The 15,794-nt window shown below is 41.1% G+C and carries 9 protein-coding genes; 8 read left to right on the forward strand and 1 reads right to left on the reverse strand.

What is annotated here, in order from left to right:
- Nucleotides 1-516 precede the first annotated feature (516 nt).
- The 4 genes from FQ608_RS26345 to FQ608_RS26360 all read left to right on the forward strand — a co-directional run bounded on the left by FQ608_RS26345 (nucleotide 517) and on the right by FQ608_RS26360 (nucleotide 8,292).
- Entirely contained in the window at nucleotides 517-2,676 is a 2,160-nt protein-coding gene (locus tag FQ608_RS26345; protein ID WP_158861506.1) for an alpha-amylase family protein, read from the forward strand.
- Nucleotides 2,677-2,916: 240 nt separating this feature from the next.
- Nucleotides 2,917-5,346, forward strand: coding sequence for an ABC transporter permease (locus FQ608_RS26350; protein WP_234364419.1), 2,430 nt, complete (start codon nucleotides 2,917-2,919; stop codon nucleotides 5,344-5,346).
- Nucleotides 5,347-5,447: 101 nt separating this feature from the next.
- Nucleotides 5,448-7,865, forward strand: a complete 2,418-nt coding sequence (locus FQ608_RS26355) for an ABC transporter permease (RefSeq protein ID WP_158861507.1) — start codon at nucleotides 5,448-5,450, stop codon at nucleotides 7,863-7,865.
- Between the two features lie 121 nt (nucleotides 7,866-7,986).
- Nucleotides 7,987-8,292, forward strand: a complete 306-nt coding sequence (locus FQ608_RS26360) for a linear amide C-N hydrolase (RefSeq protein ID WP_199856484.1) — start codon at nucleotides 7,987-7,989, stop codon at nucleotides 8,290-8,292.
- A 5-nt stretch (nucleotides 8,293-8,297) separates the two neighbouring features.
- Here FQ608_RS26360 and FQ608_RS26365 read toward each other — a convergent pair whose 3' ends face one another.
- Nucleotides 8,298-9,191, reverse strand: a complete 894-nt coding sequence (locus FQ608_RS26365; RefSeq protein WP_158861508.1) for a DUF5060 domain-containing protein — start codon at nucleotides 9,189-9,191, stop codon at nucleotides 8,298-8,300.
- Between the two features lie 456 nt (nucleotides 9,192-9,647).
- Between FQ608_RS26365 and FQ608_RS26370 the strand changes: the two genes are divergently transcribed.
- The 4 genes from FQ608_RS26370 to FQ608_RS26385 are packed head-to-tail and all read left to right on the forward strand — an operon-like array spanning nucleotide 9,648 to nucleotide 15,792.
- Nucleotides 9,648-10,868: a serine/threonine-protein kinase gene (locus FQ608_RS26370; protein WP_158861509.1), complete on the forward strand. Its 1,221-nt coding sequence runs from the start codon at nucleotides 9,648-9,650 to the stop codon at nucleotides 10,866-10,868.
- A complete protein-coding gene (locus FQ608_RS26375; RefSeq protein ID WP_158861510.1) occupies nucleotides 10,861-13,287 on the forward strand; it encodes an ABC transporter transmembrane domain-containing protein in 2,427 nt (808 codons plus the stop codon). Before FQ608_RS26370 ends, FQ608_RS26375 begins: the two co-directional genes overlap by 8 nt.
- Nucleotides 13,244-14,470: an HlyD family secretion protein gene (locus FQ608_RS26380; protein ID WP_158861511.1), complete on the forward strand. Its 1,227-nt coding sequence runs from the start codon at nucleotides 13,244-13,246 to the stop codon at nucleotides 14,468-14,470. The genes FQ608_RS26375 and FQ608_RS26380 overlap by 44 nt, the downstream gene beginning before the upstream one ends.
- A complete protein-coding gene (locus FQ608_RS26385) occupies nucleotides 14,467-15,792 on the forward strand; it encodes a TolC family protein (protein WP_158861512.1) in 1,326 nt (441 codons plus the stop codon). Before FQ608_RS26380 ends, FQ608_RS26385 begins: the two co-directional genes overlap by 4 nt.
- Nucleotides 15,793-15,794: the final 2 nt, after the last annotated feature.

A 15,794-nucleotide genomic window follows, 5' to 3' on the forward strand; every position in this document is an offset into this window, starting at 1 on the left:
CACAGATGCACGGATGGGTTTTTACTGCCAACGTAAACATAAGTTCTCCAATCCTTTATCCGTGCATCCGTGGCATACCTATCCAAATAGTTTAATATTTTGCCACAGATGCACGGATGGGTTTTTACTGCCAACGTAAACATAAGTTCTCCAATCCTTTATCCGTGCATCCGTGGCATACCTATCCAAATAGTTTAATATTTTGCCACAGATGCACGGATGGGTTTTTACTGCCAACGTAAACATAAGTTCTCCAATCCTTTATCCGTGCATCCGTGGCATACCTATCCAAATAGTTTAATATTTTGCCACAGATGCACGGATGGGTTTTTACTGCCAACGTAAACACAAGTGCTCCAATCCTTTATCCGTGCATCCGTGGCATTCTTTTTTATCTGTCAAAATTAAAAACATGGTTAATTTAGCTTTATTAAAGAGAAATCAAAAACTATTTGTATTTTGGAAATTATCTTTTATCTGATCTGTAATGTAAACTTAGCCTTCAAATAAACCCTTATGATCCAATTTGATAGTCGGAATATTTTCAGGTATACATCACGATTAGTCTTTATTACCTTATCTTGGATATTTTTTGCCGTCAACCCATTGCAAGGACAAGTAGAGGCCACGAATTGGCCCGATAGCATCCCTTGGTGGAAAGCAAACAACCTTCGGGTAATACAAACTAACCTTCCCGCCTATGAAGCGGCAACACTGGATCCTGATTCCCTAGTTGCTGACCTGATTCATTTTTCTGCCAATACATTAATCATCAATGCGGGTGGAATTATGGCTTTTTATCCCACCAAGTTGGAATACCAATATACAAACCCCTACATGAAGGAAAACATGCTGGGTGATGTGATTTCTAAATGCCATGAAAACGGCATCCGGGTGATCGTGCGGTTTGATTTTAGCAGGGCCCACAAAAGCGTATTTGAAAAACACCCGGACTGGTTTTATCTATCCTCAGAGGGCGAACGGATCACCAACGAAGATCTTTATACCGTATCGATCAACGCGCCTTACGAGCAGGAACAGCTTTTCAACATTGTCGAAGAGGTCATTGATCTATATCCGATTGACGGGGTTTTTATCAACATGCCCGGCTACCAGACAAGAAATCCATATATCGGAAAATATTATGGTATAGACCAAAATCCATACGATAAAAAACGTTTCGCCGAATATAGCGGAGGAATGGTGCTTCCGACAGTAGAGGATCGAAATGATCCAGTCTTTAGAAAGTATGAGGAATTCAAAACCCACACGGCAGACGATATTATCCGGCGGCTGAATCTGCTGGTAAAATCCAAAAATGAGCATATCGCCATCTGTACCTATTCGGAAAACAATGTGGATATCATCCGGCACGAGTCACAGACAAACACGCTTCCATATTGGCCATACAATGCCACCGACAATGTAAACAACACACGCCATTCCTTTCCGGACCATATCGTCAGCAATGCCAGTATACAGCAGATTTCTTTTCAATCACGCTACAATGCCATCGAACCCGAAGAAGTTACTATTCGGCTCTATGAAAATATAGCAAACGGGTCAGGACTTGACATGAGTATGATGGGTGATTTCAGAGATTATGAGGATGAGCGAAACTACGGAGTTTTCGAGCGCATTTATGCACACCATAAGAAATTTGAGCCCTACTTTGGCAATTATACATCACCCGCCCAAGTCGCCGTAATCGCTCCGGGTGCATGGCCTTCTGGAGAATCAGCGCAAGAATATAGGGGAATTCAATTGATGCTAAAAGAGGCCCATATTCAATATGACATCATTGAATATCGGCAAATTGCGCATCTGGAAAACTCGCTCGGAAAATACAAAGTAATTATTCTTCCAGAAATAGTTCGTTTGGATAGTGCTTCTCTGGAGGCATTGCAACGAATAGCCTCCAAAGGCACCCATCTCATCGCCACCAACCGGTCCCTTTCCGATCACCCTGAGGCGCTGCATGATCTTTTTGGTGCCAAGATCTCTGAATTGAATCATGATGGAGCCGGATTTTACCTTCAGCCAGAGAATAAAAACCTGTTTACCAGGTTTGAAAAACAGCAGCTGCTTTTTTGGAAATTCAATTTGGGTTTATATGATTTTGGGGCGGCTGACGAAAACTACCTGCCAATCCTTACTCCGGGGATACCCGGACCCCCTGAAATTATAGGCGGACATGAACCCACTGATTTCTACGCAGTCGGCATAAAGCAGCATGCTAACAGCAAAGCAGTACTTATGCCAATCAATCTCGGAAAACTTTATTTCCTGCATGGGTATGAGCAGCATAAAAATATCTTATTGGATATTATTGACTATGTTTTCCCTGAAGTGGATGACCTTATACAAACCGATTCCCACGAACGGGTTGAAGTGATTCTACAAAATTTCGCACTAAACCTTCCGGAAAACTATGGGAAAGAATATACGGACGGGATGATTTTGCATTTGGTCAATATCACCGGATTCAGCGGAAATACCTATTTCAATCCGCTACCTGTTTATGGGATTGGATTTAATGTAAAAACCGACTTTCAGCCAACCCGAATTTGGAGCATGGTTCAGGAGAAGGACGTGACTTTTTCTTATCAAAATGGAAGGGTGATTTTTGAGGTTGAAAAATTGGGTGATTTTGATGGGATTGTGATTGAGAGGTGAGAAAAATAATAACGGTAAATGTTTAAAACCTTTTCCATAAGCTAAATCCACTGATTTTTGTAATTTAATAATGGGTTTTCCGCCTACCTTCCATCGGTTTAGCAGTTAGTAAGTTACGTATTAAAATGCAGTGTGATTTTGCTCATTCGTCCGAAGGCGAACAATGGTGTCCGATTTAGCAGGTCCTTGGATGGTAAAATACGTTATTTGGAGTTTTTTTGGCTCTTAAGGTTGGCATTAATGTCGCAGACTCTTGGCAATTGCCTTTCTATTTGTCAACTTCTACAGATCACGGACAATATGTTTTCTAACTATCTCAAGATCGCTTTGCGTGGCTTTGCCAAGCATAAACTTACCTTCTTTATAAACCTTTTCGGACTAGCTCTTGGGCTTTGGGCAGCGATTCTGATTGGACTTTGGGTCAAAAGTGAGTTGAACATGGGCCGCCATTTTACCCAAATTGATCAGGTGTACCGCATCATGGAGCATCAGAAATATGGTTCGGAGATTTTTACGACCACATCTACTCCGGGCATTTTAGCTGAGGAGCTAAAAAATGTATATCCGGAAATCGAAAGAGCGGCAACATTTTCATGGACGTTAGAAAATTTGTTCGTAGTTGGGGACACTAGGGTAAGGATGGATGGATTGTTTGCAGGCGGAGATTACCTGCATATCCTCCAATATGACCTGCTACATGGAGAACGTGAGACTGCACTCGCTGAGAAAACCCATATGGTTCTTACCGAAGAATCCGCAATAAAATTGTTTGGGAAAACAGATGTAATTGGGGAAACGGTCCTGTTGAAGGAATCGGACGGAGAGACTTCATTTATAGTACAGGGGGTTTTGGAATCTTTACCCAATACCCATATTGGCAGCTTTGAATATTTGCTTCCTTTTGAGCATATGTTTGACAAAGATTACAATTCCTGGATGAAGGAATGGGGTAGTAATGGTCCAAGCACCATTGTCAAATTAAATAAGAATTCTAACGGGGATACATTCTCTGCCAATATTAAAAATGTTATACAGCAGCGAAATGAAGGAAGTAATGTCAGCCTTTTTGCGTACCCACAACAGGACCTGCATCTTCATGGAAAATTCAAAGACGGAATCCAGCAGGGAGGAAGAATAGAGTATGTCAAATTATTCGCAGTGATCGGGCTCTTTATATTATTGATTGCCTGCATCAATTTTATGAATCTTTCAACCGCTAAATCCCAAAAGCGGGCAAAAGAGGTTGGCGTCAGAAAAGTGGTGGGTGCTGAAAAAGGGGCATTGGTCAGTCAGTTTTTGAGTGAATCCTTGTTAATTTCTCTTTTTTCATCCCTGTTGGCATTGGTGTTAGTGCAGCTCACATTACCCATCTTCAACACCCTGACAGGTAAAACAATGCATGTTCCCTTTGGGGATATGTATTTTTGGATGCAATATATTGGAATCCTTCTTTTTACTGGATTGGTAGCGGGTAGCTATCCGGCTTTTTATCTCTCTGCTACGAAAGTTGTATCTGTATTCCGTAGCCATACCAAATCTGGTAAAGGTGTAGTAATCGCCAGAAAAGGGTTGGTTCTGTTTCAGTTTATTTTGGCTACCATCCTTATTGTATCCACATTAGTAGTTTATCAACAGATTAATTTTGCTTTAAATCAGAATCTGGGCTATGAAAAAGAGCAGCTTTTGGTTATTCCATTAGAGGGGAATTTGGACACAAATTATGACGCGTTTAAAAACCGTTTGGCAGGAAATTCGGATATTCTTTCGGTATCAAGATGCTCCCATTCCTTATTGGGCCGGAACTCAAATACAGGTAATGTAGATTGGGAAGGAAAAGACCCTGACTTTACCGCACTGTTTGAAATAATGCGGGTTGATTATGACTTTTTGGAAACTACCGGGATAAAGCTAATTCAAGGGGAAGACTTCAATACGGCTAAAGGCGCTGACTCTGTGCAGGGGGCCATCATTAACAGGAGGGCTTATGAACTGATTACGAATGATCATCCTGAAGCTATTTCATTTAATTTAGGCGGGAAAGACCGCACCATTACCGGGGTAGTCGAAGACTTTCATTTCCAAAGTTTCCACCAAAATATGGAGCCTGTTATCATATTACTGGACAGAACCTATGCTTCCAACGGCTTTATCCGCTTGGGAACTGATAACATTCAAAAAACTATTGCTTCAGTTAGGACAGTTGCCCAAGAATTAAATCCGGATTTTCCCTTTCAGTATACATTTATGGATGAGAATTATGCGAATATGTATAATGAAGATGTAAGGATCAGGGATTTGGCAAAGTATTTTAGCCTTTTGACCATCCTCATCTCATGTTTGGGACTATTCGGATTATCCGCCCATATTGCTGAACAAAAAACCAAAGAGATCGGAATCCGAAAAGTATTGGGAGCCTCCACATTTTCTATTCTTAATGTAATCAACCGGGAATTTATCACCATTGTGGCAGTATCTATTGTCATCGGTTCCGGTGCAGGCTATTGGCTGATGCAGGATTGGCTGGCGGGGTATGCTTACAAGATTGATTTCGAATGGTGGTTTATTCCTCTGACTGCTGTAGTAATCCTATCTATCGCCTACTTGACAGTGACTATGCAGGCCCTAAAAGCCTCGCGAGTTAATCCCGCCATGACGCTGAAAAGCGAATAGCTAGTAAAGATAAACGTACACACAAGCTAAAAACCTGAGAACCAAAGTTCCAACAGAGCCAATTTTTACTTCCCCTATAAAACATAAATAATCATTTAATTATGTTCAAAAATTATATCACCATCGCCTGGAGAAACCTCCTAAAAAAGAAAGTTTATTCCTTTATCAATATAGTTGGACTGGGGCTGGGAATGGCTTGCTGCTTTCTGATTTTCATGTTTGTACAGGATGAATTGTCTTTTGATTCGTACCATGAAAAAGGTGACCGGATTTACAGATTGACCCACGGAAGCCTCCCAGCAGCGGACCAATCCGAAAATGCTTCGGCCAAACCTTTTTGGGTTTGGCACAATGCCCCTGTAGGCGCTGCTATCCAAAGTTATTTTCCGGAAATCGACAAGATTGTCCAATTCTCAGGGAGATCTGATATTTTGCTGACAGATGGTGAAAATTCCTACCAAGAAGAGGGCGTGTTTTTTATGGATTCAACGGCTTTTGATATTTTCAGCTGGCAGGTGATTAAAGGCGATCCCAAGACTGCTTTGACCGCACCATACAGTATGGTGATGACCGAGAGCACGGCCAAAAGGTACTTTGGGAACGAAGACCCAATCGGCCAAACCCTCAAGGGAAGTGATTCACCCGGCAGGTCGAATTCCGGGGATTATACCGTAACAGCGGTTATTGCGGATATTCCTGCCAATTCCCATTTCAATTTCAATATGCTGCTCTCTCTTAGTACATTCAGGCAATATTGGCCTGATGTATTTGATAATTGGGGCTATGCGGATTTCTATACGTATTTTCTGGTGAATGAGAATTTTGACTTAGCCTCTTTCAACCAAAAAATCCCTGCTTTTTTGGCGTCAAGGCAGGATAACCCATTATATACCATTCATATAGAACAAATGAAGGATTTCTACCTGAGATCTAACGCAGACAGGCAACCTGGTGAAACGGGTAGTTTGTCCAATATTTATGTCTTTTCCGTAATAGGGATTTTCATCTTGGTCATTGCCATGATCAACTTCATGAATCTGTCAACTGCCAGGTCGATGGAACGTGCAAAAGAAGTCGGCATCCGAAAATCCATAGGTGCGGACAGAAGACATTTGATTTTCCAGTTCCTGGGAGAATCCATCATCATCGTATTTTTTGCCATGCTGGCTTCGTTCCTTTTCGTTACAGTAGCCATGCCGTTGATGAATATGCTTACAGGAAAGGAATTGATGATCTTCAAGTATATCAATTGGCAAACGGTTCCTTTATTTCTGGGACTTTTACTTGTCGTCGGGGTTTTGGCAGGATCCTATCCAGCCTTTGTCCTGTCTGGTTTTAGGCCTGTTCAGATTTTAAAAGGAATATCTGTTGCTGACAGTAGTGGCGTAAACCTTAGAAAAGGACTAGTGGTTTTTCAGTTTAGCCTTTCCGTCATCCTAATTGCCGGAACTATTATCGTATATAACCAAATGAACTTCCTGCTTGATAAAGACCTCGGTTTTGACAAAGAGCAGATGTTAGTGGTGGATTTCAATTATGATGAAGCAGTCAATGCGAGGTCCAGTGCCTTAAAGGCTGAATTGGAGGCCAATCCCGCTATACTATCCGCTGCCTTCTCGAGAAGCGTCCCCGGTAGCTACTTCCCAAATGCAGGAACCAACATTCAAAACCCAGAAGGGGAAATGACACACATGGGTCAGGCAATTTTTCAGGTTGGACTTGATTTCATCACCCACTTTGATATGGAACTGGTCGCAGGCAGAAGCTATTCCAGAGATTTCCCCACAGATTCCACCTCTGCGTTGGTGATTAATGAAGCAGCGGCTAAGCAATATGGCTATGAAAATCCTGCGGATATTGTCGGTAAAAAATTTGACCAATGGGGAAGATCAGGAGAAGTCATCGGGGTGGTTAAGGATTTTAATTTTATTTCCCTGCACCGAAATATTGAACCTTTGACGCTGCCATTTGAAGCCTATGCAAGCAGATACCTGTCATTGAAAGTGAAGTCAGATAACATCCAGCAAACAGTAGCGGATGTGGAAGCAATATGGAAAAGGCTCGCACCCCACAGGCCTTTTTTGTACAGTTTTCTGGATGAGGACTTTGCAAAGCAATATCAAGCTGATTTTAAATTCAGGAAAATATTTTCAGCGTTTTCGATCTTGGCCATCCTGATTGCGAGTTTGGGCTTGTTTGGCCTGGCGACGTATACTGCAGAGATAAGGACAAAGGAAATCGGGATCAGAAAAGTACTGGGAGCAGAGGTTTCAAGTATCGTCGCACTGCTATCCATAGACTTTATCAAGTTGGTCTTTGCCGCAATAGTCATAGCGACGCCAGTGACCTGGTATGTGATGAACAGATGGCTGGAGGATTTTGCTTATAAGATAGACATTGCCTGGTGGATTTATCCCCTGGCAGGAATCGTGGCTATTGTCGTGGCCATGACCACAATCAGTTCCCAAGCCTTCCGTGCAGCTATGGTAGATCCGGTGAAATCGCTAAAAAGTGAGTAATATAATGCAAACTCTTTTCAACGAATTTGAATGGAGGTGGAATACGATTCAAATCACGAACGGTCAGTAAAAAATCCATTAAGGTCTTTACCAAATAATTCTAAATTATTATATTTCTAAAATGAAATTAGGTAAGACAAAGCATTTCGTTTTAGCGCTAACAGTTGTCGCGTTTATAGGCTTAATTCCAGCCTCAACCGCCTGTACACGAGTAGTCTATAAAGGGCCAAACAACACGGTACTTACTGGAAGAACGATGGATTTCTCCCTGGAAATCCCCGCAAACCAATGGATTTTTCCAAGAGGAATGAAGCGAAGCGGAGAAGTCGGTGAAAATTCTATAGAATGGGTTTCCAAGTATGGTAGTCTGGCGGTTAGCTCATGGGATATTTCCACTTCCGATGGAATGAAATTTATTGGTTTGTAATGAAATCACTTCACTTCCTCTACTATCAGCACTGAATCCTGATATTGCCAAGGGCTGATCAACTCCATCCAGTTGGACCAATTCCGGCTTTCCTTCTCCTCATATTCTCCAGTGAATATATTGAACCAGGTGATTTTAAACTTACCACTGACCGGCTTTGGAAGCACCGCGTTGACCCGTTCACTGTCTTTGGGGATAAACATAAGGTATGTACCTTCCCCGTTGCTCATCGCATACCCATTGGTAGCCAGGTTATCCGCTCCAATTCTGCTGTTTGTGGTGATTTTAGGAATGCTAGGCTTGAATGAATTGTAGTCGTATTTCTGGAAAAAGTCCGCCAGATGCCTGTAGTAGTCAAACCTAGGCGGATTGAAGTCATGCTCTTCGGCAAAAGGATCATACACTACAATGTTCCAAGAAGTGTTTTGCCAGTAGTACGATCCATATACTCCGGCAAACACACACTCGTATGTCCTCACCAGGCAAGTCTCCGGATTGGTGTAATTGCCCACAAAAGTCCGGTAGGGACCCTTTTCATATCCTCCATGCTCTATATTTACTACGGGTTTGTCCGCGTGAAAAGCCCTGCCTTGGAGCATAAGGGAATAGAGATTAGACCGCCAACTCTGTATGGATATAAAGTCCACCAACTCTCCAGGACGGGAAATAAACTCATAGTCATGCACCGTAATCAATCGGCTAACCCATTCATCATTTCCGTTAAAGAAGCCGGGGACTGTCTGGGATTGCCTGTCTGGTCCGGTGTAGATGGCTCCAAATACCACTTGGAACGGGTTCGCATGCCTATGGGATTTTCCCTTAAATGTGATGTCATTTACCTGCCATTTTTCATTTAAATGTAAATAGAGGGATTTGGCGAGGGTTCGGCTTCTGCCCAAGTGATATCCGATTATTTTTTTGTTATTAAATAGTTACATAATCCTACTCGGCTTCGAATACCTAATAACAACGCCTAATTGTTGGGGAAACTAGTTAACCCAACCTAGGCAGCGTTAAGCCAGACCATGGTAACTGGAGGGGTAAGGCGAAAACCCTGCATAACAGAGTAGCCATCTAACCTAAATTTTATCACAATGATTACTTTAGAAAAGTTCATGTCGGAAATGCAAGGAGAGAACATCAACGAAATTGTAGCGGCTGGTTGTAGCTCCAGCTCTATGAGTTCTGATAGTTCTGAAAGCTCTGAAAGCTCTTTGAGTTCAGAAAGCTCTTCTAGCTCTTAATTTCAAACCCTAAAGATGACCCGATAAGTTGACCTTATTCGGGTCATCTTTCATTTAAAGTAGCTGGATTGTCATTTCCGATCCGGAAACCCTCACTTCAATTGTTAACCCATGGAAAAATACCGCGTTTCAGAAAGTTTGGAGATCCAATCTCCAATGGAATACAATGGAGAGCTTTGTCCTGACCGATTTAAAGAAAACCATCATGTCATTACCACCGGTCAGCTCAAAAAGGGATTTCTAATCAACAGCAGCATGCGGCATTTTTTAGAAAAATTTGATTCATTCAAAACCTTGGATGAGGTGGTATCGGAACTTGCTCTAGACCTTGGTACTGATAAATGCAGTCTATTTGAATATTGTGAGCCTATTTTTAAAATCCTTAAGAAAAAATCATTTTTAGTAAGCCAAAATAACATTGAAAACCAAAAACCAAGAGTACCACTTTTTGAAGCGGGGGATACCTTGGGATGCTATAGAATCCTTTCTTTGATTTCGAATAAAAAGAATGTTGACCTATATAGGGTGAGAAAGGTTGGGGGCGTGCAACCATACGTTATCAAATTATTGAACAGTCACAAGACAGAAAACACCAGACATTATAATAAGGAGTTAGCCCAGTTTAAGCATGAATATGGTTTGCTGTGCAAAGGCAAAACTGTCGATAGTTTATGCAAGGCCTATCACTTTGACTTGGTAGAAGATAAATATGCCTATATCGTAATGGAGTGTATTGAAGGAGAGAGTTTACCCAGATTCCTAAGACACCAGATCAATTTTCCTGAAAACGATGCGTACACCCTAGCTCACAAAATTTTAATAGAATTTACCCACCTGCATGACTCAAAAATTATCCACGGAGATATTCATCCTTCGAATATAATGGTAAAAAACAGTCAGGAGGTCAAAATCATAGATTTGGGGTTGGCCATTCACGAGGACCATGCGTTAAAGGAGGCTGTCAAAAAGGGTGGAGTCATGTATTATATGCCTCCGGAGCGAATCAATACGTCAAGTTTAAATAAATTCAGCAAACATCCTGACTACTATTCAGATGTCTATCAACTTGGGTTAGTCTTGTATTTTATATTTTTCAGGACTGAACCCTTCCAGGGATTTATTTGGGAGGATCTGGCTGCAAGTATTATAAATAATCCAATTGTGTTCCCAAAACAAACCATGTGGCAATCTGAACTTAATCCCGATCTAATGAAGCTGATCGAACGGTGCGTTGATAAAAACCCCGAAACCAGATTTAAAAACACCGAGGATATACTTATTCACTTCGAAAACCAAGTATTATCAGGAAAAGAAAGGAAGTACTATGCGTAGTGTGAATGAACAGCAACTGAAACACAATGATTGCGGCATCAGCGCTGCCAAGATTATTTACAACCTGCATAATATACCTGTAGGAAGGGAATATATCGAAGACAATATTTTTATTTCTGAAACAGGATCAAGTCTTCATGACATCAAAGATTTCTTTGAAAGCCAACATTTCGATGTGAAATTCAACCTACTCGATGTCAATAGCCTTAAGTTTGACAGCCAAAAGATAAAGGATGCGCTTCCCTGCATCCTATCCATCAAAAATAGAAAGGGCCTGCATTTTGTTGTTATCCAAGGCCTTAAAAACAAAAAACTCAAAATTTTGGACCCTGCGGACGGCCAGTCCTATTTATGGTCCTTTTCTGAATTGATGCATCGGGCACACTATGGTACGGTTAACTATGATTTGCTAGACAATACTGATATTATTCGGCAAATAGTCCACCAAGAATTGGGAGCGTACAACATTTCTTCGGAGAAAATCGACGAGTTGGATACAGATACAACTGTCAATAAGCTCACCTATTTTTCCTATCTGAAAGAAAATTTCGGATTTGCGAATGAGAGTGCCGAAAAGAATTTTTTGCAAGATTTACTGTTTAATCAGGATTTGAGCATGCTGCCCAAACAATTCCGGGCTATGAAAATTAAAGCGTCAAAGATCAAGCTCAAGGTGCCGGTTGTGCTCACGATAAAAAAAGGTGCTTACTTGCATATTTCTGACAAAGCTAATGCGTCCAATGACGGCATCCAAAATCCTTATTACCGGCTTTATAAGGAAATGTCTCCGTTCCATAAGCTTTGGGGCATATATATTGTCACTGCGATTTTGGTTTCTTTTTTTAGCCAGTTTACACTTTTCAAAAGTCAGGTGTTAATAGACCATGTGCTGCCGGACAGAGACCTAAACCTGCTTTTGTTTTTTGCATTTGGGTTGATGCTTTTTAAGATTTTCAACTTGATGATTGGGATTTATAAAAAGTACATCTCCATCCACTTGGAAAATATATTTGACAACTATTTTCTGACCTCATTTGTCGAAAAGCTGAATATGTACCCGATCCGGTACATACAAACATTCAGTAGGGGAGACCTTACAGAACGAATCAAAGACAGTCTTAAGTTGAAGACTTTTTTTATCAAATTTTTCACAAGGATATTGATAGACGCCTTCGTTAGCATTGCCGCCCTCGTATTGATGTTTATCATTCATTGGAAGGTCACTTTAATTGTGGTGGCAGTTCTGGTCATATTTGTGGCTTGGTTTTACCTGATTACCCCTTTTATCCGATCAAATGAGAATCGTCGATTTTTTGAAAAATCAAACTTGTTTTCAGCACTTTTTGAAAATATAGATGGTCTTCAGGTCATAAAATCATTTCGGATGGAAACGGTGTTTCTACAAAGGTTGATTCCAAGAATCAAACAGATTCTGGCGATTCAAAAAAGGGTGAGGTACGTGGGTCTGGTCAACTCTGGAGTGGTCCATATTGTCATAACCATTGCTTCCACGATGATTCTCCTATTCCTTTCCCGAGGTGCCATACTATTTCAGGATATCACGGCAGGTCAGATCATCACCTATATTGCATTTTCCTCCCAGGTCTTTTCCGCTGTGAGGGGTATTTTGGATGAAAGCCTTGATATACAGGAAAACGAAATCATCCTAAGCCGATATTTTGACTTTGGCAAAGAAGCGTACCGGGAACCCCAATCCATCCACCAAAAAATCATAATCAGTGGCATTGAATGTATAGAATTCAATAACGTAGGTTTTAGCTATCTTCCTAATAAGCCGATATTAAGTAATCTGAACATTAAAATACATAGGGGGGAAAGGATCCATATGGAAGGCCGTAACGGAACCGGTAAAAGCACCTTTTGCAAGGTTCTCTCTTTACTATACCCGCCGGATACCGGAGAAATTTATCTCAACGGAGAGAAATTTTCTTTTTATCAACAAGGATCGATTCGAAAAAAAATCCTCTTGGTAAGCAATGAGGATATTCTTTTCAATGACACCTTGGGTTACAATATGGCCTTTGAATACGATACCAATACAAGTACGGTGTTGGAACTGGCCAAGGAACTTGGCTTTTATGAATTCATTTCGGAGAAGACAGAAGGACTTGATTTCATCATCAACGAACAAGGAAGAAACTTGTCGACTGGTCAGCGAAAAAAAATTCTACTTATGCGGGCATTCCTATCAAAAGCTGAATTGATCATTCTGGATGAAACCTTATCCGGAATAGACCGCGAGTCGCGGGAGAAAATCGAAAACTACATAAACCGACAGGTAGATAGATCTTTCATTATCATATCCCATGAGCCGTTGGAATATGTTTCGTTTACCCAAAAAATGATTGTCAAAGATGGAGCCATCGAACAACTACAACTACAGTATCAGGGAGCATAAGTTTACCATCTGGTTTTTCCGAAGCCTTATCTTCATTACTATGATGGTATTGATTCTGTTTTTCAGCATTCGAATCAACGATTCAGTCACCATCCGGGAGGGGGAAATCATTGCCAACAACCCCCAAATTGATCTAAAAGCCCCATTCGATGGACAATTTAAGGCGATTCTAACCAGAGAGGGAAAATCAGTCAGTGCGGGGGATACCCTGATCATCTTGGAAAACCGGGAATTGGTCGCCCAAAAAAGCAAAATAGAACATGAATTGGAATACTTAAAGGCAAGAGTACAGTCCATTGGCGGACTTCAGTCCGCATTAAACAAAAAGATCAGCACTTATGCGAGCAGCAATCAAATTTCCTCTCAGAAGCTGGAACTAGACACCAAATTGCTGGAAAGCCACCTAGAGATGACTGCCTACCAATTTGAACTCATGAAAGGTAGGCTGGAATCAGCCAAAGAAAAATACGAAGGGGACTCCATTTTATTCCATAAGGATATGTTGAGCAAGTATGAGTTCAACGATACCAGAGATGCGTACTTGGCCCTCAAAGAACGGATTGCCCAGGTAGAAGATGAAAGTATGACTTATGGGAGCGAAAAACAATTGGCAAAAAACGCTTATCAAAAGATGGAAAATGAGTTGGCCCTCGGCAGGCTGGAATTGGAAGAAAGTCTAAATACACTAAAGCAGACAAAAATTGAATTGCAAAACCAAATCAGACTCGCAGATGCAACAAAGGCTCAAGTAGACAATGATTTGGATTTGCAGTATATAATAGCGGAAGAATATGGGACTGTAAACTTTCTGTTCAACACCAAGCTGTCTAGTAACCTGATTCAAAAAGGTGATTTGCTGGCAAGCATCGCTCCCGAGACCGTAAATTACTATGCCAAAGTTACGGTCCCTGAAAGGGAATTGCCCTACCTCGTGAAGGGTTTACCCGCAAGATTGAAACTTGACGCTTTTAATCAATATCAGTATGGTACGCTTGAAGGAACTTTGGATTTTATAGCAGAAAGGAAAGAGAATGAATTTTTCTACGCACATATAAAACTTCCAGAGGAAACTTCTTTAACCCTTCGTTCCGGGTACGCTGTAAGAGGTGAGATTATTTTAAGCAGGAGGTCGATTTACGAAATGTTTGTGAAAAAAATCTTCAATAAAATTGACGGATCATGAGATGGTTAATGACATTCATGACAGGTCTGGGTGTCCTTTGTTTGCAGGCCCAAGCGCAGACTTCGCTATCGTTGGAGGACTGCTACAGGCTTGCAATGGAGCAAAACCTGACCATTCAGCAATTCCAAAATGACGTGCGAATACAGGAAATTGAAAAATCAACTGCCCAGTTTCAGTTACTTCCCTCGCTTACCTATGATATGAATCATTATTTTTCCTTTGGAAAAAATATTGACCCCGTTACCAATTCTTTTGCTTTTGAGCGCTTTAGTGGTGGCGAAATGGGATTAAGTCTGAGGATGACGATATTTTCCGGTTTCAGAAATCTACTTTCGATAAAACAACAGGAGTTTGGAATCCAGGAGGCGCTTTACATCCAAAAAGCGGCTGAATTGGATTTGAAATTTTCATTAACCCAGCTGTATGCCGATCAAATCCTTTTAGAGGAAAAGATAAAGGTGATTCAAAGCAATATCGAAACGCTGGAAAATGAGTTAAATATCATTTATGAAAAAGTTGAAATCGGGAGGCTTTCCCAATACGAAGCCTATACCTTCGAAGCCAGGGTAAGCACCGAAAAGGCAGAATACCTCCAAGTAAAGAATGAGTCTGCGGTCGTCCTGCAAAAAATCCGGGAATTGTTAAATTTACCTGTTGATACATCTTTTTCCCTAACCCCTGTAGATACTTCAGAAATTGAGAAAATCTACTATAATCCCATCTATGAAGGGGAGATTTTAAAACTTATCCGTCAAAACCACCCCGCTCTACGACAATCTGACGCTCAAATAAAAGTATCAGAAATGATCTTAAAAGTTGCAAATCGGAGCTTTTTCCCAACCTTGCGCATAGGGGGAAGTGTGTTCTCCAATTACAATGTGAATCTAGGAAACAGCCAAAACGGCGAGATGTTTCTCCCTCAACAGGTTCAAAATAACCTAGGCCAATATTTGAGTTTTAACCTGAGTATACCTGTTTTTACCCAAATGGGAAACATGAATCGAGTCAAACAGGAAAAAATCAACTTACACACTAACCGCTTGCGGAGGACTGAACAGGAAAATGCCGTTGTATCTTCCACCCTTCAGTTGATTAATGACTTTAACACATCCAGAGAACGCTATATCATCACCCGTGAGGCATGGGAAAAAAATATATTGTCCTATACCTTGCAGGAGGAAAAATACAGGCTGGGAAAAATCAGCTCTGTGGAATTACTAACCGCAAGGGATATTCTAAACGATTCAAACGCCGCCTTTTTACAATCGAAGTTGGCCTTGTATTTCAGCCATCTTTTACTGGATCTAATTGATAAAATTTAAAC

This window comes from Lunatibacter salilacus, assembly GCF_009797935.1.
GTDB classification, from domain to species: domain Bacteria; phylum Bacteroidota; class Bacteroidia; order Cytophagales; family Cyclobacteriaceae; genus Lunatibacter; species Lunatibacter salilacus.

What these genes read in the sequence shown, in the direction of transcription:
- FQ608_RS26385 (WP_158861512.1), top strand. Translation starts at nt 14,467, where the DNA reads ATGAGATGGTTAATGACATTCATGACAGGTCTGGGTGTCCTTTGTTTG.
- FQ608_RS26360 (WP_199856484.1), top strand. Translation starts at nt 7,987, where the DNA reads ATGAAATTAGGTAAGACAAAGCATTTCGTTTTAGCGCTAACAGTTGTC.
- FQ608_RS26380 (WP_158861511.1), top strand. Translation starts at nt 13,244, where the DNA reads ATGGAGCCATCGAACAACTACAACTACAGTATCAGGGAGCATAAGTTT.
- FQ608_RS26370 (WP_158861509.1), top strand. Translation starts at nt 9,648, where the DNA reads ATGGAAAAATACCGCGTTTCAGAAAGTTTGGAGATCCAATCTCCAATG.
- FQ608_RS26375 (WP_158861510.1), top strand. Translation starts at nt 10,861, where the DNA reads ATGCGTAGTGTGAATGAACAGCAACTGAAACACAATGATTGCGGCATC.
- FQ608_RS26355 (WP_158861507.1), top strand. Translation starts at nt 5,448, where the DNA reads ATGTTCAAAAATTATATCACCATCGCCTGGAGAAACCTCCTAAAAAAG.
- FQ608_RS26345 (WP_158861506.1), top strand. Translation starts at nt 517, where the DNA reads ATGATCCAATTTGATAGTCGGAATATTTTCAGGTATACATCACGATTA.
- FQ608_RS26350 (WP_234364419.1), top strand. Translation starts at nt 2,917, where the DNA reads ATGTCGCAGACTCTTGGCAATTGCCTTTCTATTTGTCAACTTCTACAG.